Genomic DNA, 21,520 nt, shown 5'->3' with positions numbered 1-21,520 from the left:
TTTCAGAAAAACACGTCAGCGGCGGCGATGGATGTCCGGCCTTCCTGTGTCACTAGGACAAGTCGACCGGTGGCGTCTACCGTCTCGAAGGTGCCGGTGGTCTCGGCCTGGCCGGTTCGGGCGGTGATCACCGCACCGAGGCGGGCGGCCCGGTCCAGCCAGGCGGCGCGGATCGGCGCAAAACCGTAGGTGGTCAGAGTCGTCTCATGGCGCGCATATGCGGTGGCGAGCGCATCGAGAAAGGCATCGGGGGTGATGTCGGCGCCGGTCTCGGACAGCAGCGACACCGGCGCGAGCGCCCGCTGCTCGACCGCATCCGCATCCGGGGCCGCGCGCAGGTTGACGCCGACGCCGATGGCAAGGTGCCGGATCGACGTGCCCTGCCCCGCCGTCTCGAGCAGGATGCCCGCGACCTTGCCGCCATTGAGCAGAACGTCGTTCGGCCACTTCAGCGCAAAGGGCGCGGCCCGACCGGTCAGGGCGACGCAGGCATCGAACAGCGCCAACGCAACCGCGAACGACCGCAGCGCGACGTCGGCGGCGGGCTCGGTCGGGTGCAGCAGCAGCGTGGCCGCGAAATTGCCTGGCGGGTTGGCCCAGGCGCGGCCCCGGCGGCCACGTGCAGCGGTCTGGTGGCGCGCCAAGATCCAGGTCGCGCCCGCAAGCGCGTCGGCCTGACGCAGCGCCTCGGCATTGGTGCTGTCAACGGTATCGAGGATGATGCGGCCATAGCCGTCGGGCCAGCTCATGAGCGCGACCCGAACCGGCGCTGGACCACACGCGTCCGTGGTCCGCGACCGGGCCGGAGGGGGACGGCACCGTCCCGCCCAAAAGACAAGCGACGCGGCCCATGGGGCCGCGTCACCGCTGGATCAGGTATCCGGGCCAGGATCACGGCACGAGTGTCGCCGCTGCCGCCGCCGCCGCGCCTTCGATGCCGAAGAGGTTGACCACCCCGACCACCATCGCCAGCGCCGACATCGTCAGGAAACCGTAGAGGATGGGCGATGTGCCCTGGTCGAGGCCGTCATCCCGCTCTTCGCCGAAATACATGTAATAGACGATGCGCAGATAGTAGAACGCGCCGATCACCGACGCGACGACCCCGGCGATGGCCAGCCAGGCCAGACCGCCCTCATAGGCCGCGCGCAGCACGTAGAACTTGCCGAAAAAGCCCACCAGCGGCGGCACGCCTGCCAGCGAGAAGAGCAGCACCAGCATGGCCAGCGCCCGCCCCGGCTCCACCTTGGCGAAGCTGTTGAGCGACGCGATGTCGGTCACCGGATGTCCGTCCCGCTCCATCGACAGGATGAAGGCGAAGGTGCCGACATTCATCGTCACGTAGATCGCCATGTAGATCAGCAGCGCCTGCACACCGAACTGCGTGCCCGCCGCGAGCCCCATCAGCGCGTAACCCATATGGGCAATCGAGGAATAGGCCATCAGGCGCTTGATGTTGGTCTGCCCGATGGCGGCGATCGCCCCGAGGAACATCGACAGCACCGACAGGAAGGCGATGATCTGCTGCCAGTCGCCGACGACGCCGCCGAATGCCTCGAACATCAGCCGCGCGAACAGCGCCATGGCCGCGACCTTGGGGGCGGTGGCGAAGAACGCAGTAACCGGCGTGGGAGAGCCCTCGTAGACATCGGGCGTCCACATGTGAAACGGCACCGCCGACACCTTGAACGCAAGGCCCGAGGCCATGAAGACCAGACCGAACAGCAGGCCCAGCGATGCCTGCCCCTCGCCCGCGGCCTCGATGATGCCCGAGAACAGCGTGGTGCCCGCGAAGCCGTAGGTCAGCGACGCACCGTAAAGCAGCAGCCCCGAAGACAACGCGCCAAGCACGAAATACTTCAGGCCCGCCTCGGTCGAGACCACGGAATCGCGGCGCAGCGACGCGACGACGTAAAGCGCCAGCGATTGCAGCTCGAGCCCCATGTAGAGCGACATGAGATCCCCGGCGGAGACCATCATCATCATGCCGACGGCGGCCAGTGCGATCAGAAGCGGATATTCGAAGCGCAGGATACCCCGGCGCGCCATGTAATCCTGACTCATCATCAGGACCGCGGCGGCGGAGACAAGGATCGTCACCTTGGCGAACCGTGCGAAGCTGTCGTCGATGAACATGCCGCCGAAGGCGACCTCGGTGCCGCTGCCGCTGGTCGCGATCCAGAGCGCGACAATGGCAAAGAGACCCGCGGTCACCCAGACCAGCATCGAGGACAGCGTGTCCTTGCCGGTATAGACCGCGCCGATCAGGGCGAGCATGGCAAAGACCGCGATGACGATCTCGGGAAGGATGATGGCGAGGTCTGACTGGATCATGGTTCAGTGGTCCTCAGAAGACTTGGTGGCCACCTGGGTCGCGGATTTCATCTCTGCGACGGCGGTGTCGTAATCGGAAACGAGGGCGGCGACCGACGGGCCGATCCGGTCGAGGATCGGGGCCGGATAGACACCCATCCAGATCGTCATGATGATCAGCGGTGCAAAGATCACCTTCTCGCGACGGGTCATGTCCTTGATGGTCTTGAGGCTTTCCTTGATCAGGTCCCCCATCACCACCCGGCGATAAAGCCAGAGCGCGTAGCAGGCCGACAGGATCACCCCCGTGGTGGCGAACATCGCGACCCAGGTGTTTTTCTGGAAGATGCCTACCAGGGTCAGGAATTCCCCGATGAAGCCCGAGGTGCCCGGCAGCCCGACATTGGCCATGGTGAACAGCATGAAGATCAGCGCGAAGGCCGGCATCCGGTTCACGAGGCCGCCATAGGCGTCGATCTCACGCGTGTGCATGCGGTCGTAGATCACCCCGACGCAGAGAAAGAGAGCGCCCGAGATGAAGCCGTGGCTCAGCATCTGGAAGATCGCGCCGTCGATGCCCTGCTGGTTCGCCGCGAAGATGCCCATGGTGACATAACCCATGTGGGCGACGGACGAATAGGCAATAAGCTTCTTCATGTCTTCCTGCACCAGCGCCACAAGCGAGGTGTAGATGATCGCGATTACCGACAGCCACAGCACCAGCGGGCCGATGACCTCGGTGCCGACGGGGAACATCGGCAGGTTGAAGCGCAAAAAGCCGTAACCGCCAAGCTTGAGCAGGATCGAGGCCAGCACCACCGAACCGGCGGTCGGGGCCTGAACGTGCGCGTCCGGCAGCCAGGTGTGGACCGGCCACATCGGCATCTTCACCGCGAAACTGGCGAAGAAGGCGAGGAACAGGATTGTCTGCATGCCGCCGACCACATGGATGCCCAGAATGTCGAACCCGGCAGCCGAGAAGTGGTGGTTGAGCAGCATCGGAATGTCGGTGGTGCCCGCATCGGCGAACATCGCCACCATCGCGACCAGCATCAGCACCGAGCCGAAGAAGGTATAGAGGAAGAACTTGAACGCCGCGTAGATCCGGTTCTTGCCGCCCCAGATGCCGATGATCAGGAACATCGGGATCAGGCCACCTTCGAAGAACAGGTAGAACAGCACCAGATCGAGCGCCATGAACACGCCCAGCATCAGCGTTTCGAGCAGCAGGAAGGCGATCATGTATTCCTTGACGCGCACTTTCACGTCCCAGCTGGCGGCGATCACCAGCGGCATGATGAAGGTCGTCAGCAGCACGAACAGCACCGAGATGCCGTCGACACCCAGCTTGTAGGTCAGCCCGAGCAGCCAGTCGCCCTCTTCCACCATCTGGAAGCCGGTATCGCTGGGATCGAACTGCGCCAGGATCACCAGCGAGATGAGGAAGGTCGCGATGGTCGCGTAGAGCGCGACCCGCTTGGCGTTGAGGACTGCCGCTTCGCTGTCGCCGCGCAGGAAGACACCGAGGATGGCGGCCGCAAGCGCCGGCAGGAAGGTGACGATGGAAAGGAGGTTATCCATTAGTGCGCTCCTCCGGCCAGCGTCATCCAGGTGATCAGAAGCGCGATCCCGATCACCATCGCGAAGGCATAGGTGAAGATGTAGCCCGACTGCGCCCGGCCCGCGAGGCGGGTGAAGAACGGAATGATCCCCATCGACAGACCGTTGAGCGCGCCGTCGATCGTCGATCCGTCACCGGTTTTCCAGAGGAAGCGACCGATAGCCTTGGCGGGACGCACGAAAAGGAAGTCGTAGATCTCGTCGAAGTACCACTTGTTCAGCAGGAAGAGATACAGCGGGCGCTGATTCTCGGCGAGGCGTTTGGGCAGTGCCGGGTTGACCATGTAGAACAGATAGGCCGTGCCCAGGCCGATCAGCATGGCGATGAAGGGGCTGACCTTGACCCATTTGGGCACTTCGTGCGCCGCGTTCATCACGTTGTTGTCCACGCCGGTGTAGATCGCGCCCTCGCCGGGCTTGCCGGTCAGGACGTAGTGATGTGCGTCTTCGGCTGCGTGATCGTCGGTGGCGTGATCGTCGGCGGCAGCAGCTTCTTCGCCGTGTCCGGCGTCGTCGCCTTCTGCTGCTGCGCCATGCTCTCCGGCTTCGGCATAGGGTACACCGAAGAACTTGCCGACGGTGTCCGTGTGGCCGAAGAAGCTGTTGTACCAGATCATGCCCGAAAAGACCGCGCCAAGAGCCAGCACGCCCAGCGGAACCAGCATGACGGTCGGGCTTTCATGGGCGTGTTCGTGAGTGTGCTTGTCGCCGCGCGGCTTGCCGAAGAAGGTCATGAAGATCAGCCGCCACGAGTAGAAGCTGGTGAACAGCGCCGCGACCACGAGCATCCAGAAGGCATAGCCGCCCTGGGTTCCGGCATAGGCGCTTTCGATCACGGCGTCCTTCGACAGGAAGCCCGCGAAGCCGATATGGGTCAGCGGAATGCCGACGCCGGTGATCGCCAGCGTGCCGATCATCATGGCCCAGAACGTGTAGGGCAGTTTCTTGCGCAGCCCGCCGTAGTTCCGCATGTCCTGTTCGTGGTGCATGCCGTGGATCACCGATCCCGCGCCCAGAAACAGCATCGCCTTGAAGAACGCATGCGTGAAGAGGTGGAACATCGCGACCGAATAGACACCGACGCCGGCGGCGACGAACATGTAGCCAAGCTGCGAACAGGTCGAATAGGCGATCACGCGCTTGATATCGTTCTGCACCAGTCCGACGGTGGCCGCGAAGAACGCGGTGGACGCGCCGATGAAGGTCACGAAGGTCATTGCCTCAGGCGCGAACTCCATGATCGGCGACATCCGGCAGACCAGAAAGACGCCCGCGGTGACCATGGTGGCGGCGTGGATCAGCGCCGACACCGGCGTCGGGCCTTCCATCGCGTCGGGCAGCCAGGTGTGCAGGAACAGCTGCGCCGATTTGCCCATCGCGCCGACGAAGAGCAGGAAGGCGATCAGGTTGGCGGCATTCCATTCGGTCCACAGGAAGGTCAGCTGCGTTTCGGCCAGGTCGGGGGCGGCGGCGAAGACATCGTCGAAGCGCACCGAATCGGTCAGGAAATAAAGCGCCATGATCCCCAGCGCAAAACCGAAGTCGCCGACGCGGTTGACGATGAACGCCTTCATCGCGGCGGCGTTGGCCGAGGGTTTCTTGTAGTAGAACCCGATCAGCAGGTAGGACGCGACGCCGACCCCTTCCCAGCCGAAGAACATTTGCACCAGGTTGTCCGAGGTCACCAGCGCCAGCATCGCGAAGGTGAAGAACGAAAGGTAGGCGAAGAAGCGCGGCTTGTAGGTCTCGCCGTCCTTGAAGTTCGCGTCATGCGCCATGTAGCCCATGGAATAGAGGTGCACGAGCGCCGACACCGTGGTCACCACGATCAGCATGATCGCCGTCAGCCGGTCAAGGCGGATCGACCAGTCCGTGGACAGCGTGCCGCTCTCGATCCAGCGCAGGATCTGGATCTGGTCGGTGACGCCGTCATGCCCCAGAAACACGATCCAGGAAAAGAAGCAGGCCAGGAACAGCAGCCCGGTGGTGATCCACATGGCACCGCGTTCGCCCGTCACGCGCCAGCCGAAACCGGCGATCAGGGCACCGACGAGCGGGGCAAAGAGGATGATGCTTTCCATCGCTTCAGCCTTTCATCACGTTGACATCTTCGACCGCGATGGTGCCGCGGTTCCGGAAGAAGCAGACAAGGATCGCAAGGCCGATGGCGGCCTCGGCGGCGGCGACGGTCAGCACGAAAAGGGTGAAGACCTGCCCCACCAGATCGCCGAGGAAGGACGAGAAGGCCACGAGGTTGATATTGACCGCGAGCAGCATCAACTCGATCGACATCAACAGGATGATGACGTTCTTGCGGTTCAGAAAGAGCCCGAAGATGCCGATGACGAACAGCGTCGCCGCCACCGTCAGGTAGTGTTCAAGTCCGATCATTCTCGGTCCCTCGTCCGTCGTGGCGCGGAAAATTTCACATTTTCCGCTTCGTTTTTCCCAACGGAGAAGCATCAAGACGCTTTTCCGCCCCTCCGGCACATGGCCGGAAAAATCTCATTTTTCCGCACGTTTTTCGCTTTGAAAAACGTGCCCCCGTCACAGTCCCTGACCGGGTTTCACGTCGCGCAGCTCCATCGCGGTGTTCGGATCGCGCAGGATCTGTGCCATCACGTCCTGCCGCTTGACGTCGGTGCGGTGGCGCAGCGTCAGCACGATCGCCCCGATCATCGCCACCAGCAGGATCAGCCCCGCCAACTGGAACAGCAGGAAATACTGGTCATAGAGGATCAGCCCCAGCGCCTCGGTATTGTGCCGGTCCACCGGGATCGCCTGCGCCAGGTTGCCCGCGGCAGACGGCGCCGCTTCCCAGGCCCCGAAAGCCAGCACGAACTGCATCAGGATGACGATCCCGATCAGCAGCGCCAGCGGCATGTACCTGGCCATCTCGGCCTTCAGCTCGGCGAAGTCGACATCGAGCATCATCACCACGAACAGGAACAGCACCGCGACCGCGCCGACATAGACAATGATCAGCAACATCGCCACGAACTCCGCGCCCAGCAGCACGAAAAGCCCCGCCGCGGACAGGAACGCCAGGATCAGCCAGAGCACCGAGTGCACCGGGTTCCGGCTGACCACCGTGAACAGACCACCCGCGAGGGTCGAAATGGCAAAGAGGTAAAAGGCGAAGACGCTCATGTCTCATTGTCCTTGCTGTCGTCCGTGTCTTCCATGACCGAGCGCGCCAGTTCCATCGCGCGCGTCATCGCGGGGATGCCCGCGAACATCGACATCTGCGCGATCGTCTCGGCGATCTCGTCCTTCGTGGCGCCCGCGGCAATCGCATGGCGCACGTTCATCCGGAACGGCACCTCGGCCTGCGCGCCTTGCATCGTCAGCCCCGCCAGGGTCAGCAGCAGCCGCGTCTTGGCATCCAGCCCGTCCTTCGACAGCCCCTTGCCAAAGGACATCTCCATGAAATCCTTGGGCATGGTCGGCCAGAACTTCTCGATTTCACGCGTGTTGAAGGTCTCCAGCGCGGGGTTCAGGGCTTTCGCCATCTGCTGCGCCTGCTGCATGAACATCTCGAAAGGGTTCTGGCTGTCGGTCATCGGTACGGTGCATCCAATTCGAGGTTGCGCGCGATCTCGGCTTCCCAGCGGTCCCCGTTCTCAAGCAGCTTTTGCTTGTCGTAATACAGCTCTTCGCGGGTCTCGGTGGTGAACTCGAAATTCGGGCCCTCGACAATGGCATCGACCGGGCAGGCTTCCTGGCAGAAACCGCAATAGATGCACTTGGTCATGTCGATGTCGTAACGCGTGGTGCGCCGCGAGCCGTCGTTGCGCGGCTCTGCGTCGATGGTGATGGCCTGTGCCGGGCAGATCGCCTCGCACAGCTTGCAGGCGATGCAGCGTTCCTCGCCGTTGGGGTAGCGACGCAGCGCGTGTTCGCCCCGGAAACGAGGGCTGAGCGGGCCCTTTTCGTGCGGGTAGTTCACCGTCGCCTTGGGGCCGAAGAAGTATTTCAGCCCAAGCCCCATGCCCTTCCAGAAATCAGCCAGAAGAAAATAGCTGGCGCGGCGGGAGAAGTCCGTTTGGGTCATGTCACGTCCCTAGACTGTTTGTTTCAATGTTCAAAGGCTCAGCTGCCCACGCTCCAGCGTGCGAAGAGCCCCCAGAACCATCCGAATTTCGCGGCGAAGGCAACGAACACCACCCAGACCAGGCTGAACGGCAGGAATACTTTCCAACCCAGACGCATCAGCTGGTCATAGCGGTAACGCGGGGTGATCGCCTTCACCATCGCAAAGAGGAAGAAGAAGAACGCCATCTTGCCAACCATCCAGAGCGGCCCGTCGGGCAGGAACGGGATGGGAGAAAGCCAGCCGCCGAAGAACAGCAGCGACGTCAGCGCGCACATCAGGAAGATGGCGATGTATTCGCCGGCCATGAACAAAAGGAACGGCGTCGAGGAATATTCGACCTGGTAGCCCGCCACCAGTTCCGACTCGGCCTCGGGCAGATCGAACGGCGGGCGGTTGGTTTCGGCCAGCGCCGAGATGAAGAACAGGAACACCATCGGCAGGTGCGGCAGCCAGTACCAGTTGAAAAACCCGAGATTGCCGTCCTGCGCCCGCACGATGTCGCCGAAGTTGAGCGACCCTGTCGAGATGATCACGCCGATGATGACGAGGCCGATGGACACCTCGTAGGAGATCATCTGCGCCGCCGACCGAAGCGAGCCGAGGAAGGGGTATTTCGAGTTCGACGCCCAGCCGCCCATGATCACGCCGTAGACCTCGAGCGAGGAGATCGCGAAGACGTAAAGCACGGCGACGTTGATGTCGGACAGCACCCAGGTGTCGTTGAACGGGATCACCGCCCAGGCCACCATCGCCAGAACGAAGGACGTCAGCGGCGCGAGGATGAAGACCGCGCGGTCCGACCCGGCCGGGATCACCACTTCCTTGACGACATATTTCAGCGCGTCGGCAACCGATTGCAGCAGGCCGAAGACGCCGACAACATTGGGGCCGCGGCGCATCTGGACGGCGGCCCAGATCTTGCGGTCGCCATAAACCAGGAACAGCAGGCTGATCATCACGAAGCCCAGAACCGCAAGGCACTGTGCAACAATGATCAAGGCTGTACCGCCGGGGGACATCATGAAGTCAGACATCGGGTCCTCACACCATCGGTATTCCGTTTTCCGCACAGGCCGAAGCGACGACTTCCGCGTCGATCGTCTTCAACCCGCGGGGTAATGCTGGCGATATGGTGTAAACCGCATCTGCGCGCCAGAGACCACCCTCTTCGTCGACATTTGTGCGCAAATGACGTGCGAATCCGTATCCTCGAATCAAAGCATACTGTGCCGCGGCGCATTCGACATAGTTTTCAACATCAACCGAATCGCGCGCACCCTCCATTTCGACGACGAACTGCACCAGGTCGCCATCGAGAAGACGGGTGTCGATTCCCCGATAGCGGGGCTGGAATGCGCCGTCGTCCCGTCCCGTCGGTCCGCAGGCCAGAAGGCCTGCGGTCACGATCAGCGGCGCGAGACGGACCCACCCCATCGGCTTCACTCTGCAGCGATCTTGATCTTCTTGCGCGCCGCGGCATTGGCGCTGAGTTCGGCCATGAGCTGGCTTGCCCGCGCCACCGGGTTGGTCAGATAGAAATCGCCGAACGCCTGCCCGAAGGCGGCGTCGGACATCCCGGCGTCGGTCTCGACCGGCTGCCAGTCGTTTTCGGCGACCATGTCGATTTCGGCCAGGTGCGGCGCGCCCTTGACCATGTCCGAGCGCAATTCGGCCAGGCTGTCGAACGGCAGCTGCTTGCCAGCCTCGGCGGAAAGCGCCCGCAGGATCGCCCAGTTCTCCTTGGCCTCGCCGGGTGCGAAATTCGCCCGGAGCGCGAGCTGCGGTCGGCCCTCGGTGTTGACGAACAGGCCCTGCTCCTCGGTGTAGGCGGCGGCGGGCAGGATCACGTCGGCCCGGTGCGCGCCACGGTCGCCATGGCTGCCCTGGTAGATGACGAAGGGGCCGTCCGGGACGTCGATTTCGTCCGCGCCGAGGTTGTAGACCACGTCTGCCCCGTCAAGCGCGGCGTCGAGGCCGCCTTCGGTCACCGCGCCCACGTCCATCGCGCCGACGCGGCTGGCGGCGGTGTGCAGCACCAGGAAGCTGGACTTCGTCGATGCCGCAAGCGCCATGGCCGAGGCCAGAACCGCCGCGCCATCGTCACGCGACAGCGCCGCCTGGCCGATCACGATAACCGACGCCTTCTCACCCACGTCCGAATGATCGCGGCCCAGAAGGTCGGTCATGGTCGACGGGCCGGTGCCCAGATGGGCGTATTCATACGTCAGATCAACGGCTTCACCGATCAGGCCAACCTGCGCCCCGGCCGCCCAGGCCTTGCGGATGCGGGCGTTCAGAACCGGTGCCTCGATCGCGGGGTTGGTGCCGATCAGCATGATCGCCTCGGCGGTGTCGAGGTCTTCGACCGCCGCCGTCCCGACATAGCCAGACCGGTTGCCCGCGGGCAGTTTCGCGCCATCGGTGCGGCATTCGACCTGCCCGTCAAAGCTTTCGACCAGTTGTTTCAGCGCATAGGCGGCCTCGGTCGGAACCAGATCGCCGACCAGACCCGCGACCTTGCTGGCGCCCTTGAGGGCCGATGCCGCCGCATCCAGCGCCTCGGTCCATGACGCGGGGCGCAGCTTGCCGCCTTCGCGCAGATAGGGTTTGTCGAGCCGCTGACGCCGCAGCCCGTCCCAGACAAAGCGCGTCTTGTCGGAAATCCATTCCTCGTTGGTGCCGTCATGGTTGCGCGGCAAGAAGCGCATCACTTCGCGGCCCTTGGTGTCGACGCGGATCGAGGAGCCGAGCGCATCCATCACGTCGATGCTTTCGGTCTTGGTCAACTCCCACGGGCGGGCGGTGAAGGCATAGGGCTTGGAGACCAGCGCGCCGACGGGGCACAGATCGATGATGTTGCCCTGCAGGTTCGAATCGAGCGTCTGGCCCAGATAGGAGGTGATCTCGGCATCCTCGCCGCGCCCGGTCTGGCCCATCTGGCTGATGCCAGCGACCTCGGTGGTAAAGCGGACGCAGCGGGTGCACGAGATGCAGCGCGTCATGTGGGTCTCGACCAGCGGGCCAAGATCGAGGTCCTCGGTCGCGCGCTTGGGTTCGCGGAAGCGCGAGAAGTCGACGCCATAGGCCATCGCCTGATCCTGCAGGTCGCATTCGCCGCCCTGATCGCAGATCGGGCAATCGAGCGGGTGGTTGATGAGCAGGAACTCCATCACCCCTTCGCGGGCCTTCTTGACCATCGGCGAATTGGTCCGCACGACCGGCGGCTGGCCTTCGGGGCCGGGGCGCAGGTCGCGGACCTGCATCGCGCAGGACGCGGCGGGCTTGGGCGGGCCACCCACGACCTCGACAAGACACATCCGGCAATTGCCGGCGATCGACAGCCTTTCGTGGTAACAGAAGCGTGGAATTTCACGGCCGGCTTCCTCGCAGGCCTGAAGCAGCGTCATCGCGCCGTCCACTTCGATTTCCTTGCCGTCGATGTTGATCTTGCGGAGGTCTGACATCGGTCTGTCTCACCTTTCCTTGAGAAGGACGCCAATCTGGCTGCCCTTGGCTATTTCTTCACGGCCAAAGGTGCAATAGGCGGCATCGTTGTCCAATGCCACGCCACGCGCCTTCAGATAGGCTTCACCACGCTCGCGCATGCGCTTCTTCTCGGCTTTCGAGGTCACATAATCCTCGATTTCCTCGGCACTGTATCCCATTCTTTTCGCGCGCGATTCCAGCGCGTTGACGGTGGTCCACGCGGTAAACATGCGGGCTTCGATGGCGTCGCACCTGTTGCGCACCTCGTCGGCGATGCCGATCATCAGAAGCGCATCGTCGATTTCCCGAACCTGGCTGAGCGGCGGCTTCGCCTGGGCGGCGGCGGGCATGGCGGTCAGGCCGAGTGCGACGGCAAGGATGGTGGATCGGATGGGGCTGGGCATTTCTGCGCTCTCCTCTTGGATGCTGGTGCCGGTTCGATCCGGCTGTATCGTCCAGAGATGGGGCCTTGACGGCCGGCTATCCAATATCACGGGCGGAGAGTTGCCGAAATTCAGCGCCCTTCGATGCATGTCCCGCGCAGGACGACGCGGTCGCCGTCGCGCGGCAGCGATGTGGGGGGCGTGCCCGCGGGCACGGCGTAATCGATGACCGAGGTGCCAAGATAGCGCACGCAATGGCGCACGGCCTCGTAGCGCGCCGCCGCCGCCGCCCCCTCGAAACCCTTGTCGACGGGCCCCGCCGTGGCGATGAAGTTGGCGCGATCCTTGGCCGGGGCCGAAGCCTTGGCGCGGTAATACTCACCGTCAAAGGCGATCCGCTCGGGGCCGATCCCGCAGGCGGCCAGCCCCAGCGTCGCCGCCATCAGCATCACAAAAGATCGCATGTCGTCACTCCGCCCCCCGGTCTGCCGTCCTTGTCGCGTCTCTTGGCGCGCGTTTCAAGCCGACACCGCCCGGGCGGCGCGTCCGGCCCGTGCGACCCCCCGCTTGCCGGGCGCGTCGCAAACGCCCGCGGACCCCGCCGCGATCATTCCGCCGCGATCGGCGCCTTGCGCTTATGCTTGATCCTGTCCTCGATCTCGTCGCGGAAGTTGCGGATCAGGCCCTGGATCGGCCAGGCCGCCGCATCCCCCAGCGCGCAGATCGTGTGTCCCTCGACCTGCTTGGTGACGTCGAGCAGCATGTCGATCTCCTCGACATCGGCATCGCCGCGCACCAGCCGCTCCATCACGCGCATCATCCAGCCGGTGCCTTCGCGGCAGGGCGTGCACTGGCCACAGCTTTCGTGCTTGTAGAACTTCGCCAGACGCCAGATCGCCTTGATGATGTCGGTATCCTTGTCCATCACGATCACCGCGGCGGTGCCAAGACCCGACCGCTGCTCGCGCAGGTAGTCGAAATCCATGATCGCCTCGCGCATGTGTTCGCCACGAATGCAGGGCACCGAGGAGCCGCCGGGGATCACCGCCTTGAGGTTGTCCCAGCCGCCACGGATACCGCCGCAATGCTTTTCGATCAGCTCTTCAAAGGTGATCGACATCGCCTCTTCAACGACGCAGGGGTTGTTGACGTGGCCCGAGATCGCGAACAGCTTGGTGCCCGCGTTGTTTGGACGCCCGAACCCCGAGAACCAGTCGGCCCCGCGGCGCAGGATCGTCGGCACCACCGCGATGGATTCCACATTGTTCACCGTGGTCGGGCAGCCGTAAAGGCCGGACCCCGCCGGGAACGGCGGCTTCATGCGGGGCATGCCCTTCTTGCCTTCGAGGCTTTCGAGCAGCGCCGTCTCTTCGCCGCAGATATAGGCCCCTGCCCCGTGGGTCAGGTAGATGTCGAAATCCCAGCCCGATCCGGCGGCGTTCTTGCCCACGAGACCGGCATCATAAGCCTCGTTGATGGCGCGCTGCAGCGCCTCTTTCTCGCGGATATATTCGCCTCGGATGTAGATGTAGCAGGCATGGGCCTGCATCGCGAAGGACGCGATCAGGCAGCCCTCGACCAGCGTGTGCGGATCGTGCCGCATGATCTCGCGGTCCTTGCAGGTGCCGGGCTCGGATTCGTCGGCATTGACCACCAGATAGGCCGGACGGCCATCGGATTCCTTGGGCATGAAGGACCACTTGAGGCCGGTCGGGAAGCCCGCGCCGCCGCGACCGCGCAGGCCGGAGTTCTTCATCTCGGAAATGATCCAGTCGCGGCCCTTTCCGATCAGACCCGCCGTGCCGTCCCAATGGCCGCGCGATTGCGCCCCCTGCAGGGATCGGTCGTGCATCCCGTAGATATTGGTGAATATCCGGTCCTGATCCTGAAGCATCGTTTAGTCCTTGTCCTTCTGGCGGTCCCGCCAGAGTTGGTAGATCATCCATATCGCCAGCCCGAACCCGGCAAGTGCCGCCAGATCGAACAGGGCGCGGGTGCGTTGCGGCCAGCCCTGTTGCGCCCCCAAAGCGGTCGCGGCGATCCATAACACGCCGGTCCCGGCGATGATGAGGGCGATTCGACGCCCCCGCCGTGCCAGATCGTCGCTGTTCATGCCTCGGGACCGCCCTTCGCTTCAGGAGACGTCGCCCTTGTCGGCACGCCGGGAGAACTCTGTCTCGCCGCCCGCCGCAAGGATCTTCGCCTGCTCGACCCAGTCGTCGCGGGTCACCCGGCCCTTGAAGCCGGTGAGGTTGTTGTTCACCCAGTTGATTTCGCTGTCGCTCCAGCGGGCAATCTGGTCGTAGTGGTAAAACCCCATGTCGTTCAACATGATCTCGAGCTTCGGCCCGACGCCCTTGATGACCTTGAGGTCATCGGCCTTGCCGTCGCGCGCTGCGTCCAGAGTCGCGGGCTTGTCCTGCGGCGCGCCGGGGGCCATGCTCGCGGCAGTGGCCGCGTCGGTGTCGGCGGCGGTGTCTGGTGCGGTGGCTGCCTGCGGGTCGGGGCTGGCCTGATAGGTCCAGCTGCCCTTGCGCGTGGCCAGTTCCGCCTGACCGGCCAGCGATTTAGACGGTTTGACCTTTGCCCCCGCCTCGGCATCGGCGGTTGCCGAAGCGGACGCCGGAGCGGGCGCACCGGTGACGGCGGGCGATGCCGGGGTCGGCTCTGCCGGCGCCGTTGCGGGCGACGCTGTTGCCGTGTCGGTTGCCGGTTTGGTTTCCGGTTTGGTTTCCGGTTTGGTTGCCGCGGGTGTCTTTGCCGGTGTGCCGGGCGCGGACGAGCTGCGGGCCGTCATCGCCCCTGCCGACCGGGGCGACCCGCTGCAGTATTTCCGGTTGAAGTACATGCCCAGTCCGACGATCACGATGGCGGTCAAAACGATGGCCAAGAAGCCGCTCGCATCGCCGATGGTCAGCAGCAACACAAAGAAGACCAGTCCGATGCCGCCAGCCATCAGCCAGCATCCCTTTCGGCAACTCATCCCGTTTGTCGGTGCAGCCATGTCGTCACTCCCCATCCGCGTGTGTTGCGTCCAAGTTCTTTATACGATGCCCATTTTTACGCATGAAGCAAACTCGGACTTGCCGGATCAGGACAGCTCTTTGGCCTGGGCCACCCAGTCGTCGCGCTCGACGCGGCCCTTGAAACCCTCGAGATGCTCGTCGACCCAGGCGATTTCTGCCTCGGACCAGGCCGCCACCTGATCGAAGTGATAGAAGCCGAGATCGTTCAGCAACGCCTCGAGCTTGGGGCCCACACCCTTGATCCTCTTGAGGTCATCGGCCTTGCCATCGCGCGGCGCATCGAGTTGCTGCGGCTTTTCGCCGACCGTCGCCGGAGCACCGCCCTCGGGCACGTCGGATCCGGTGGCCTCGGCGGGTGCCCTGGACGCGGACTCGGCGGCTTTCGCGGGGGCAGAGGTTTCCGGCCGGGCCGTGCTTTCCGCCGTGGCTTCGCGCTTGTCGATGCCGGTGGAATCGACGGGCTGACCCTCGGCCTTCTTCGTGCCGCGATCGGGTTTGGCGCTGCCGTCCTCGTCGCTGAAGTCGTGCCACGGTGCCTCGAGCGGCACCTCGGTGCCGTCGATGCGCTTGATGGTGTCGCCGATAGTCACCGCCAGATCGACCGACGCGTTGTATTCGTGCCGTCCGTCCTCGGGGTCCTTGAGCGAGGTCAGCCCCGATTTCGGCTCGGACGCGAAGCGCCCGTTCTGCGGGCCGGGTGTCGGCACGCCGCCGGATACCAGCTCATCCAGGATCTCTCCGAAGCGCTTGGCGGTCAGATCCTCGTAATAGTCCTTGCCGATCTGGGCCATGGGCGCGTTCGAGCAGGCCCCCAGGCATTCAACCTCTTCCCAGCTGAGCTTGCCGTCCGCCGATACCTCATGCGCCTTTGCCGCGATCTTTTCCTTGCAGACCGCGATCAGGTCTTCCGCGCCGCAGATCATGCAGGACGTCGTGCCGCAGACCTGGATGTGGGCGACCGACCCGACCGGCTGCAACTGGAACATGAAGTAGAAGGTCGCCACTTCGAGCGCGCGCATATAGGCAAGATCGAGCATCTCGGCGATATGCTCCATCGCGGGCCGCGACAGCCAGCCTTCCTGTTCCTGGGCCCGCCACAGAAGCGGAATGATCGCCGATGCCTGACGCCCCGCCGGGAACTTGGTGATCTGGGTCTCGGCCCAGGCCTGGTTCTCGGGGGTGAAAGCGAAGCTATCGGGTTGCGCGTGGTACAGTCGTCTCAGCATGTCGATCTTTCCGTTGCATCGCCCCGGGCATCACCCGGGATCAGCCAGAGTGGGTCAGCCAGCCGCTTCAGGCAAGGCCGCGGCGGTCTGCACGGGGGCGCAGCTGCCAGTGATCAGGCGAATGCCGCCATTCGACAGCCGCGCGGCGGCCCCGGCATCGACGCGAAACTGGGCCATTTCCTGCGCCTGAAGCCGGTTGAGTCCGGTCTGGATCTCGACGGCCTGATAGTCGCCTTCATCGGTGAGGTCGCACCCGATCGAGGCGATGGCCAGGTCGAAATTCGACACATCGACCTCGTCGGTGCCCTCGGGCGGCGTCTCGCACCCGGCCAGCGCAGTCACCGCCGCCAGAAATGTCAGGCTTTTCAATCGCATTCAGGCTGTCCCCTCAAAACTCATCCCGCACCGCAACCTAGCGGTCCACTTCCCCGAACACGATGTCCATCGATCCCAGGATCGCCGCGACGTCGGCCAGCTGATGGCCCTTGGCCATGTAGTCCATCGCTTGCAGATGGGCGTAGCCCGGCGCGCGGATCTTGGCGCGGTAGGGTTTGTTGGATCCGTCCGACACCAGGTAGACGCCAAACTCGCCCTTCGGGGCCTCGACCGCGGCGTAGATGTCGCCTTCGGGCACGTGGAAACCTTCGGTGTAAAGCTTGAAGTGATGGATGAGCGCCTCCATCGAGGTCTTCATCTCGCTCCGCTTCGGCGGCGACACCTTGCCACGGGTCAGCACGTCGCCCTGATTTTCCGGCATCCGCAGCTTTTCGATGGCTTGAAGCATGATGTGGATCGACTGGCGCATCTCTTCCATGCGGACGAGGTAGCGGTCGTAGCAATCGCCGTTCTTGCCCACCGGGATCTGGAACTCGAATTCGTCGTAGCATTCATAGGGCTGCGCGCGGCGCAGGTCCCACGCCATGCCAGAGCCGCGCACCATGACGCCCGAAAACGCCCAGTCCTGCGCCTCTTCTTCCGAGATCACGCCGATATCGACGTTGCGCTGCTTGAAGATGCGGTTCTCGGTCAGCAGACCGTCGATGTCGGCGAGCACGGGCATGAAGGTGCCGCACCATTCCTCCATGTCGTCAAGCAGATCCGGCGGCAGGTCCTGGTGCACGCCACCGGGGCGGAAATAGGCCGCGTGCAGGCGCGCCCCCGAGGCGCGCTCGTAGAATTGCATCAGCTTTTCGCGTTCCTCGAAGCCCCAGAGCGGCGGCGTCAGCGCGCCGACGTCCATGGCCTGCGTGGTCACGTTCAGCAGGTGGTTCAGGATGCGCCCCACTTCGCAGAACAGAACCCGGATCAACTGCGCGCGGCGCGGCACCACGGTGCCGGTCAACTTTTCGATGACAAGGCACCAACCGTGTTCCTGGTTCATCGTGCCGACATAGTCGAGCCGGTCGAAATAGGGCAGGTTCTGCAGGTAGGTGCGGCTTTCCATCAGCTTTTCCGTGCCGCGATGCAGCAGGCCGATATGCGGATCGCACCGCTCGACCACCTCGCCGTCAAGTTCGAGCACGAGGCGCAGAACGCCGTGGGCCGCCGGGTGCTGGGGGCCGAAGTTGATGTTGAAGTTGCGGATCCGCTGTTCCTGCGTCTGCGCGTCTTCGAAACCCTTGGAGCCGTCCATCACGTCTGCCTTCCGTTACTGTCGTCCTTGAAGGCCATCATCCAAAGCAGGATGACCGCCACCACCGGGAAAATCGCAAAGATCGCCACCCAGTTCGGGATGCCGAACTTCGGTAAAAGTCGCCAGAACGGCACCACGACCAGCACGCCCACGAAAATCATCCAGAGGAAGCCGCCGCCGCCCATCATGCCGTCTCGCCGTCTTTGGCGTCGGACTTTTCATCTCCCGGCAGGACGTATTCCGCGCCCTCCCAGGGCGACATGAAATCGAACTGACGATATTCCTGCACCAGGCTGACCGGCTCGTAGACGACGCGCTTCTTCTCTTCGTCGTAGCGCACCTCGACATAGCCGGTGGTCGGGAAATCCTTGCGCAGGGGATACCCGCGGAACCCATAGTCGGTGAGGATGCGGCGCAGATCCGGGTGGCCGGAAAACAGGATGCCGAACATGTCGAAGACTTCGCGCTCGTACCAGTCGGCCGAAGGATGCACCGAGGTGATCGACTGCACGATGTCCTCTTCGCGCACCGACACCTTGAGCCGGATGCGATGGTTCTGATGCATCGACAGGAAGTGATAGACCACGTCGAACCGCTTGGCCCGGTCGGGGTAATCGACCGCCGTGATGTCGATCAGCGTCGTAAAGCGGCAGGTCGGCTCAAGCTTCAGCCACTCGATCAGGTCGCGGATGTTGGTCGGGGCGACCTGGACGTTCAACTCGTCGCGCACAACCTCCCACGAGACCACGCAATCCGGGCGCTTGGCCTCGATATAGCCGCCGAGTTCTTGCATTGCAGTGCTCATCGCGAGCCTCCTTGACGGGTCAGCGGGTCAACGTGCCTGTGCGGCGGATTTTGCGCTGAAGCGCGAGCAGCCCGTACAGCAGCGCCTCTGCCGTCGGCGGGCAGCCCGGCACGTAGACATCCACGGGCACGATACGGTCGCAGCCGCGCACGACGCTGTAGCTGTAGTGGTAATAGCCGCCGCCATTGGCGCAGGATCCCATCGAGATCACGTAGCGTGGTTCCGGCATCTGGTCGTAGACCTTGCGCAGCGCCGGGGCCATCTTGTTGGTCAGGGTGCCCGCCACGATCATCAGGTCCGACTGGCGCGGGCTGGCGCGCGGGGCGATGCCGAAGCGTTCGGCGTCGTAACGCGGCATCGAGGTCTGCATCATCTCGACCGCGCAACAGGCCAGGCCGAAGGTCATCCAGTGCAGCGATCCGGTGCGCGCCCAGTTGATGATGTCCTCGGTCGAGGTCAGCAGAAACCCCTTGTCGGTCAGGGTGCGGTTCAGGTCCTGAACGGCGACTTCGCGGTCCGCCCCGGCGGTATTCGCGCCTGTCATCACTGCCATTCGAGGGCCCCCTTCTTCCATTCATAGGCAAAGCCGATGGTCAACACCCCGAGGAAGACCATCATCGACCAGAACCCCGTCATCGAGATGTCCTTGAAGGCAACCGCCCAGGGAAACAGGAACGCGATCTCGAGGTCGAAGATGATGAACAGGATCGCGACGAGGTAGAACCGCACATCGAATTTCATCCGCGCGTCGTCGAACGCGTTAAAGCCGCATTCGTAGGCCGACACTTTCTCGGGATCGGGATTGCGCACGGCGATAATCAGCGCGGCGAGAATCAGCACCAGACCAAGGCCAATGGCGATGGCCAGGAACACGAGAATGGGGAGATATTCCCTCAGCAACTCATCCACGGGGATGTTTCCTTTCCCTTGTCTTGCCAACGGTCCGGCGTCAGACCGCGCGGCGCATGCCCTTCCGGACACGTAGTGTTACACTTTCATCTATCCCCGCACTATCCGGGGGTCAACGGGCGCGGCCCGCTTTGCTGCCCCGGAACCCCGGGTTTTCCCCGTAACCGCGACCAAGGGGCGCCCCCGAGATCACCCGGTCGGCACATCGCCAGCCCCGGGATCCCGGCGGAGCCTTATGTGGCTGTGTGTGGCGGTGGTCCTGGAATCTGGCACGGGCAGCGCATGACCGGCCCCGGTCCACGGCGTCAATCGCCCGGCTCAAGGTGGCATCCTGGCGCCGGCGGTCCGCGGGCCTGCGTGGCGACAGACCGATTTTGGCGGGCTCCGGACCAGAGCGGGCTCTGGACCAGAAAAAAGGCGTCTGCCGAAACAGACGCCTTTCACACCGTAGACCCATTAACCGATTATGCACCCGGCTGGGCCGTTTTCACATCACCCGCTTGCTGCAGGCAAATTATGGTCCGCGCGCTGATCCGTTCCCGATCTATTGCGCTGTCGGTGACGCGACTTGCGGTTCGGGGGCGACACGTCGAGAACCCCAAAATTCTGCGAACGGCGACCCGCCGCACCATCACGTCCGACACCGTCATGTATACGAATTTCAGCGAGGCTGGCGATAAAGGCGGGTGGATAGGCGCGCCGCGCCGATGGAGCGGCGGCCTATTCGATTGGATAGGATGCGACCGGATAGCCGGTCATTTCCGCCATTTGGGCGGCCTTTTTTCGAAGAATGCGCTCAGTCCCTCTTCTGCCTCGGCGGTTTGCCAGCGGCTGGCCAGTGCGTCGATGGCCAGGTCGACCTGCGCCCCGGTGACGCGGCCCGCCAGATCACCAAGCAGCGCCTTGGCCTCGGACACGGCGCCGGGCGCGCAGTCAAGATAGGGGGCGACCTCGGCCTCGACCGCGGCGTCAAGCATGTCGGGCGACACCGCCCGGGTCAGCAGATTGAGCCGCACAGCCTCCTGCGCATCGAAGACACGCCCGTTCATGAACACCTCGCGTGCCCGGGCCTCGCCCATGCGCGCGATCACGTAGGGGCCGATATTGGCCGGAAGAAGCCCCAGCTTCACCTCGGTCAGCGCCATCTTCAGCCCCAGCGCTCCGATGGCCACGTCGCAGACCGCCGCAAGCCCGACACCGCCGCCGAAGGCATTGGCGTGGATGCGCCCGATCAGCGGCTGCGGCAGATCGGCCAACGCGCCCAGCGCCGTCGCGATTCGGCGGCTTTCACGGGTGCGCGTGGCGGCGTCCATCTCGCGCTGGGCGCGCATCCAGGCAAGATCGCCACCGGCGCAGAAGGTCGCGCCCTCAGCCGCGAGGATCACCACCCGGACCGACGCATCGGCGGCCAAGTCCCCCGCCGCGGCCTCAAGCGCGATCATCATCTCGGCAGAGAGGGCGTTGTGCTTGTCCGCCCGCGCCAGCCAGAGCGTCGCCACCCCGCGCGCATCGGTCTCAACCCTGATCAGCCTGGTCATCCTGTCCCTCCCCTTTCCTGATCTCGCGGGCAATGGCCGCGGCCTCTGCCAGCACCGCGCGGTCAAGCCCGGTGGCATAGCCCAGCGCCTTGAGCCTGTCATGCACCCGTTCCGTGGCGACGTTGCCCCTGGCGCCGGGCGCATAGGGGCAGCCGCCAAGCCCCCCCACAGCCGCATCGAACACCCGCAGACCGCGCGCCAGCGAGGCCTCGATATTGTCGAGCGCGCGACCGGACGTATCATGGAAATGACCCGCCAACTGGCGCGCAGGGGCGACCTCGAGCACCGCCGTCAGCATCGCATCCACCGCCTCGGGGCGGGCCTGCCCGATGGTGTCTCCCAGGCTGATCTCGTAGACGCCCATGTCGCGCAGGGCGGTCACGACCCGCGCCACGGCATCCGGCGCCACCGGCCCGTCATACGGGCATTCGACCACGCAGGACACGTAGCCCCGCACCGGCAGCCCGGCGGCGCGCGCCGCCTCG

General features: G+C 64.2%; 25 protein-coding genes. All 25 read right to left on the bottom strand.

The genetic code is table 11. The features are described 5' to 3' along the window. Positions 1–2: 2 nt before the first annotated feature. Positions 3–749, bottom strand: coding sequence for a biotin--[acetyl-CoA-carboxylase] ligase (locus tag ACXYMN_RS11040; RefSeq protein ID WP_459013688.1), 747 nt, complete (start codon positions 747–749; stop codon positions 3–5). 142 nt (positions 750–891) lie between these two features. Beyond that, positions 892–2,334 (bottom strand): NADH-quinone oxidoreductase subunit NuoN, encoded by a 1,443-nt coding sequence (gene nuoN, locus ACXYMN_RS11035; RefSeq protein ID WP_459013687.1) that lies wholly within the window; start codon positions 2,332–2,334, stop codon positions 892–894. 3 nt (positions 2,335–2,337) lie between these two features. Further along, positions 2,338–3,894 (bottom strand): NADH-quinone oxidoreductase subunit M, encoded by a 1,557-nt coding sequence (locus ACXYMN_RS11030; protein WP_459013686.1) that lies wholly within the window; start codon positions 3,892–3,894, stop codon positions 2,338–2,340. Next, positions 3,894–6,014, bottom strand: a complete 2,121-nt coding sequence (gene nuoL / locus ACXYMN_RS11025) for an NADH-quinone oxidoreductase subunit L (protein WP_459013684.1) — start codon at positions 6,012–6,014, stop codon at positions 3,894–3,896. Before nuoL ends, ACXYMN_RS11030 begins: the two co-directional genes overlap by 1 nt. Positions 6,015–6,018: 4 nt before the next feature. After that, positions 6,019–6,324 (bottom strand): NADH-quinone oxidoreductase subunit NuoK, encoded by a 306-nt coding sequence (gene nuoK / locus ACXYMN_RS11020; RefSeq protein ID WP_008553673.1) that lies wholly within the window; start codon positions 6,322–6,324, stop codon positions 6,019–6,021. 156 nt (positions 6,325–6,480) lie between these two features. Beyond that, positions 6,481–7,083 (bottom strand): NADH-quinone oxidoreductase subunit J, encoded by a 603-nt coding sequence (locus ACXYMN_RS11015; RefSeq protein WP_459013683.1) that lies wholly within the window; start codon positions 7,081–7,083, stop codon positions 6,481–6,483. Continuing rightward, entirely contained in the window at positions 7,080–7,496 is a 417-nt protein-coding gene (locus ACXYMN_RS11010; protein WP_459013682.1) for a carboxymuconolactone decarboxylase family protein, read from the bottom strand. The genes ACXYMN_RS11015 and ACXYMN_RS11010 overlap by 4 nt, the downstream gene beginning before the upstream one ends. After that, complete coding sequence (nuoI, locus tag ACXYMN_RS11005) at positions 7,493–7,987, bottom strand: NADH-quinone oxidoreductase subunit NuoI (protein ID WP_459013681.1); 495 nt, start codon at positions 7,985–7,987, stop codon at positions 7,493–7,495. The genes ACXYMN_RS11010 and nuoI overlap by 4 nt, the downstream gene beginning before the upstream one ends. Before the next feature lie 38 nt (positions 7,988–8,025). Further along, on the bottom strand, positions 8,026–9,063 hold the full coding sequence (nuoH, locus tag ACXYMN_RS11000) for an NADH-quinone oxidoreductase subunit NuoH (RefSeq protein ID WP_459013680.1): 1,038 nt from the start codon (positions 9,061–9,063) through the stop codon (positions 8,026–8,028). A 7-nt stretch (positions 9,064–9,070) separates the two neighbouring features. Beyond that, positions 9,071–9,463 (bottom strand): hypothetical protein, encoded by a 393-nt coding sequence (locus ACXYMN_RS10995; RefSeq protein ID WP_459013817.1) that lies wholly within the window; start codon positions 9,461–9,463, stop codon positions 9,071–9,073. A 5-nt stretch (positions 9,464–9,468) separates the two neighbouring features. Continuing rightward, a complete protein-coding gene (gene nuoG, locus ACXYMN_RS10990; protein WP_459013679.1) occupies positions 9,469–11,493 on the bottom strand; it encodes an NADH-quinone oxidoreductase subunit NuoG in 2,025 nt (674 codons plus the stop codon). A 9-nt stretch (positions 11,494–11,502) separates the two neighbouring features. Further along, positions 11,503–11,919 carry a DUF5333 domain-containing protein gene (locus ACXYMN_RS10985; protein ID WP_459013677.1) on the bottom strand — a complete coding sequence of 139 codons (417 nt, stop codon included), beginning with the start codon at positions 11,917–11,919 and terminating at the stop codon, positions 11,503–11,505. 110 nt (positions 11,920–12,029) lie between these two features. Next, the gene (locus ACXYMN_RS10980; protein WP_459013676.1) at positions 12,030–12,362 is read right to left on the bottom strand and encodes a hypothetical protein; all 333 of its coding nucleotides are present in this window, start codon (positions 12,360–12,362) and stop codon (positions 12,030–12,032) included. 143 nt (positions 12,363–12,505) lie between these two features. Further along, the gene (gene nuoF / locus ACXYMN_RS10975) at positions 12,506–13,792 is read right to left on the bottom strand and encodes an NADH-quinone oxidoreductase subunit NuoF (RefSeq protein ID WP_459013675.1); all 1,287 of its coding nucleotides are present in this window, start codon (positions 13,790–13,792) and stop codon (positions 12,506–12,508) included. A gap of 3 nt (positions 13,793–13,795) precedes the next feature. Then, positions 13,796–14,011: a DUF5337 domain-containing protein gene (locus tag ACXYMN_RS10970; RefSeq protein WP_459013673.1), complete on the bottom strand. Its 216-nt coding sequence runs from the start codon at positions 14,009–14,011 to the stop codon at positions 13,796–13,798. 21 nt (positions 14,012–14,032) lie between these two features. Next, complete coding sequence (locus ACXYMN_RS10965; RefSeq protein WP_459013672.1) at positions 14,033–14,854, bottom strand: endonuclease; 822 nt, start codon at positions 14,852–14,854, stop codon at positions 14,033–14,035. A gap of 135 nt (positions 14,855–14,989) precedes the next feature. Further along, positions 14,990–16,150: an NADH-quinone oxidoreductase subunit E gene (locus ACXYMN_RS10960; RefSeq protein ID WP_459013671.1), complete on the bottom strand. Its 1,161-nt coding sequence runs from the start codon at positions 16,148–16,150 to the stop codon at positions 14,990–14,992. A gap of 54 nt (positions 16,151–16,204) precedes the next feature. After that, a complete protein-coding gene (locus tag ACXYMN_RS10955; RefSeq protein WP_459013670.1) occupies positions 16,205–16,525 on the bottom strand; it encodes a hypothetical protein in 321 nt (106 codons plus the stop codon). Positions 16,526–16,562: 37 nt separating this feature from the next. Then, complete coding sequence (locus ACXYMN_RS10950) at positions 16,563–17,783, bottom strand: NADH-quinone oxidoreductase subunit D (protein WP_459013669.1); 1,221 nt, start codon at positions 17,781–17,783, stop codon at positions 16,563–16,565. Then, positions 17,783–17,971, bottom strand: a complete 189-nt coding sequence (locus ACXYMN_RS10945; RefSeq protein ID WP_459013667.1) for a hypothetical protein — start codon at positions 17,969–17,971, stop codon at positions 17,783–17,785. Before ACXYMN_RS10945 ends, ACXYMN_RS10950 begins: the two co-directional genes overlap by 1 nt. Then, on the bottom strand, positions 17,968–18,588 hold the full coding sequence (locus tag ACXYMN_RS10940; protein ID WP_459013666.1) for an NADH-quinone oxidoreductase subunit C: 621 nt from the start codon (positions 18,586–18,588) through the stop codon (positions 17,968–17,970). Before ACXYMN_RS10940 ends, ACXYMN_RS10945 begins: the two co-directional genes overlap by 4 nt. Positions 18,589–18,607: 19 nt before the next feature. Continuing rightward, on the bottom strand, positions 18,608–19,132 hold the full coding sequence (locus ACXYMN_RS10935) for a NuoB/complex I 20 kDa subunit family protein (protein ID WP_459013816.1): 525 nt from the start codon (positions 19,130–19,132) through the stop codon (positions 18,608–18,610). After that, entirely contained in the window at positions 19,132–19,497 is a 366-nt protein-coding gene (locus ACXYMN_RS10930; RefSeq protein WP_459013665.1) for an NADH-quinone oxidoreductase subunit A, read from the bottom strand. Before ACXYMN_RS10930 ends, ACXYMN_RS10935 begins: the two co-directional genes overlap by 1 nt. 755 nt (positions 19,498–20,252) lie before the next feature. Then, on the bottom strand, positions 20,253–21,035 hold the full coding sequence (locus ACXYMN_RS10925) for a crotonase/enoyl-CoA hydratase family protein (RefSeq protein WP_459013664.1): 783 nt from the start codon (positions 21,033–21,035) through the stop codon (positions 20,253–20,255). Beyond that, on the bottom strand, positions 21,013–21,520 hold a 508-nt coding region (locus tag ACXYMN_RS10920; protein ID WP_459013663.1), incomplete at its 5' end, for a beta/alpha barrel domain-containing protein. The genes ACXYMN_RS10925 and ACXYMN_RS10920, both read right to left, overlap by 23 nt.

The sequence above is a fragment of the Roseivivax sp. CAU 1753 genome (genome assembly GCF_054482575.1).
The sequence above is the reverse complement of the archived record's forward strand: the minus strand, read 5'-3'. Positions and strand labels throughout refer to the sequence as shown.

What these genes read in the sequence shown, in the direction of transcription:
- ACXYMN_RS11040 (WP_459013688.1), bottom strand. Translation starts at nt 749, where the DNA reads ATGAGCTGGCCCGACGGCTATGGCCGCATCATCCTCGATACCGTTGAC.
- nuoN (WP_459013687.1), bottom strand. Translation starts at nt 2,334, where the DNA reads ATGATCCAGTCAGACCTCGCCATCATCCTTCCCGAGATCGTCATCGCG.
- ACXYMN_RS11030 (WP_459013686.1), bottom strand. Translation starts at nt 3,894, where the DNA reads ATGGATAACCTCCTTTCCATCGTCACCTTCCTGCCGGCGCTTGCGGCC.
- nuoL (WP_459013684.1), bottom strand. Translation starts at nt 6,014, where the DNA reads ATGGAAAGCATCATCCTCTTTGCCCCGCTCGTCGGTGCCCTGATCGCC.
- nuoK (WP_008553673.1), bottom strand. Translation starts at nt 6,324, where the DNA reads ATGATCGGACTTGAACACTACCTGACGGTGGCGGCGACGCTGTTCGTC.
- ACXYMN_RS11015 (WP_459013683.1), bottom strand. Translation starts at nt 7,083, where the DNA reads ATGAGCGTCTTCGCCTTTTACCTCTTTGCCATTTCGACCCTCGCGGGT.
- ACXYMN_RS11010 (WP_459013682.1), bottom strand. Translation starts at nt 7,496, where the DNA reads ATGACCGACAGCCAGAACCCTTTCGAGATGTTCATGCAGCAGGCGCAG.
- nuoI (WP_459013681.1), bottom strand. Translation starts at nt 7,987, where the DNA reads ATGACCCAAACGGACTTCTCCCGCCGCGCCAGCTATTTTCTTCTGGCT.
- nuoH (WP_459013680.1), bottom strand. Translation starts at nt 9,063, where the DNA reads ATGTCTGACTTCATGATGTCCCCCGGCGGTACAGCCTTGATCATTGTT.
- ACXYMN_RS10995 (WP_459013817.1), bottom strand. Translation starts at nt 9,463, where the DNA reads ATGGGGTGGGTCCGTCTCGCGCCGCTGATCGTGACCGCAGGCCTTCTG.
- nuoG (WP_459013679.1), bottom strand. Translation starts at nt 11,493, where the DNA reads ATGTCAGACCTCCGCAAGATCAACATCGACGGCAAGGAAATCGAAGTG.
- ACXYMN_RS10985 (WP_459013677.1), bottom strand. Translation starts at nt 11,919, where the DNA reads ATGCCCAGCCCCATCCGATCCACCATCCTTGCCGTCGCACTCGGCCTG.
- ACXYMN_RS10980 (WP_459013676.1), bottom strand. Translation starts at nt 12,362, where the DNA reads ATGCGATCTTTTGTGATGCTGATGGCGGCGACGCTGGGGCTGGCCGCC.
- nuoF (WP_459013675.1), bottom strand. Translation starts at nt 13,792, where the DNA reads ATGCTTCAGGATCAGGACCGGATATTCACCAATATCTACGGGATGCAC.
- ACXYMN_RS10970 (WP_459013673.1), bottom strand. Translation starts at nt 14,011, where the DNA reads ATGAACAGCGACGATCTGGCACGGCGGGGGCGTCGAATCGCCCTCATC.
- ACXYMN_RS10965 (WP_459013672.1), bottom strand. Translation starts at nt 14,854, where the DNA reads ATGGCTGGCGGCATCGGACTGGTCTTCTTTGTGTTGCTGCTGACCATC.
- ACXYMN_RS10960 (WP_459013671.1), bottom strand. Translation starts at nt 16,150, where the DNA reads ATGCTGAGACGACTGTACCACGCGCAACCCGATAGCTTCGCTTTCACC.
- ACXYMN_RS10955 (WP_459013670.1), bottom strand. Translation starts at nt 16,525, where the DNA reads ATGCGATTGAAAAGCCTGACATTTCTGGCGGCGGTGACTGCGCTGGCC.
- ACXYMN_RS10950 (WP_459013669.1), bottom strand. Translation starts at nt 17,783, where the DNA reads ATGGACGGCTCCAAGGGTTTCGAAGACGCGCAGACGCAGGAACAGCGG.
- ACXYMN_RS10945 (WP_459013667.1), bottom strand. Translation starts at nt 17,971, where the DNA reads ATGATGGGCGGCGGCGGCTTCCTCTGGATGATTTTCGTGGGCGTGCTG.
- ACXYMN_RS10940 (WP_459013666.1), bottom strand. Translation starts at nt 18,588, where the DNA reads ATGAGCACTGCAATGCAAGAACTCGGCGGCTATATCGAGGCCAAGCGC.
- ACXYMN_RS10935 (WP_459013816.1), bottom strand. Translation starts at nt 19,132, where the DNA reads ATGACAGGCGCGAATACCGCCGGGGCGGACCGCGAAGTCGCCGTTCAG.
- ACXYMN_RS10925 (WP_459013664.1), bottom strand. Translation starts at nt 21,035, where the DNA reads ATGACCAGGCTGATCAGGGTTGAGACCGATGCGCGCGGGGTGGCGACG.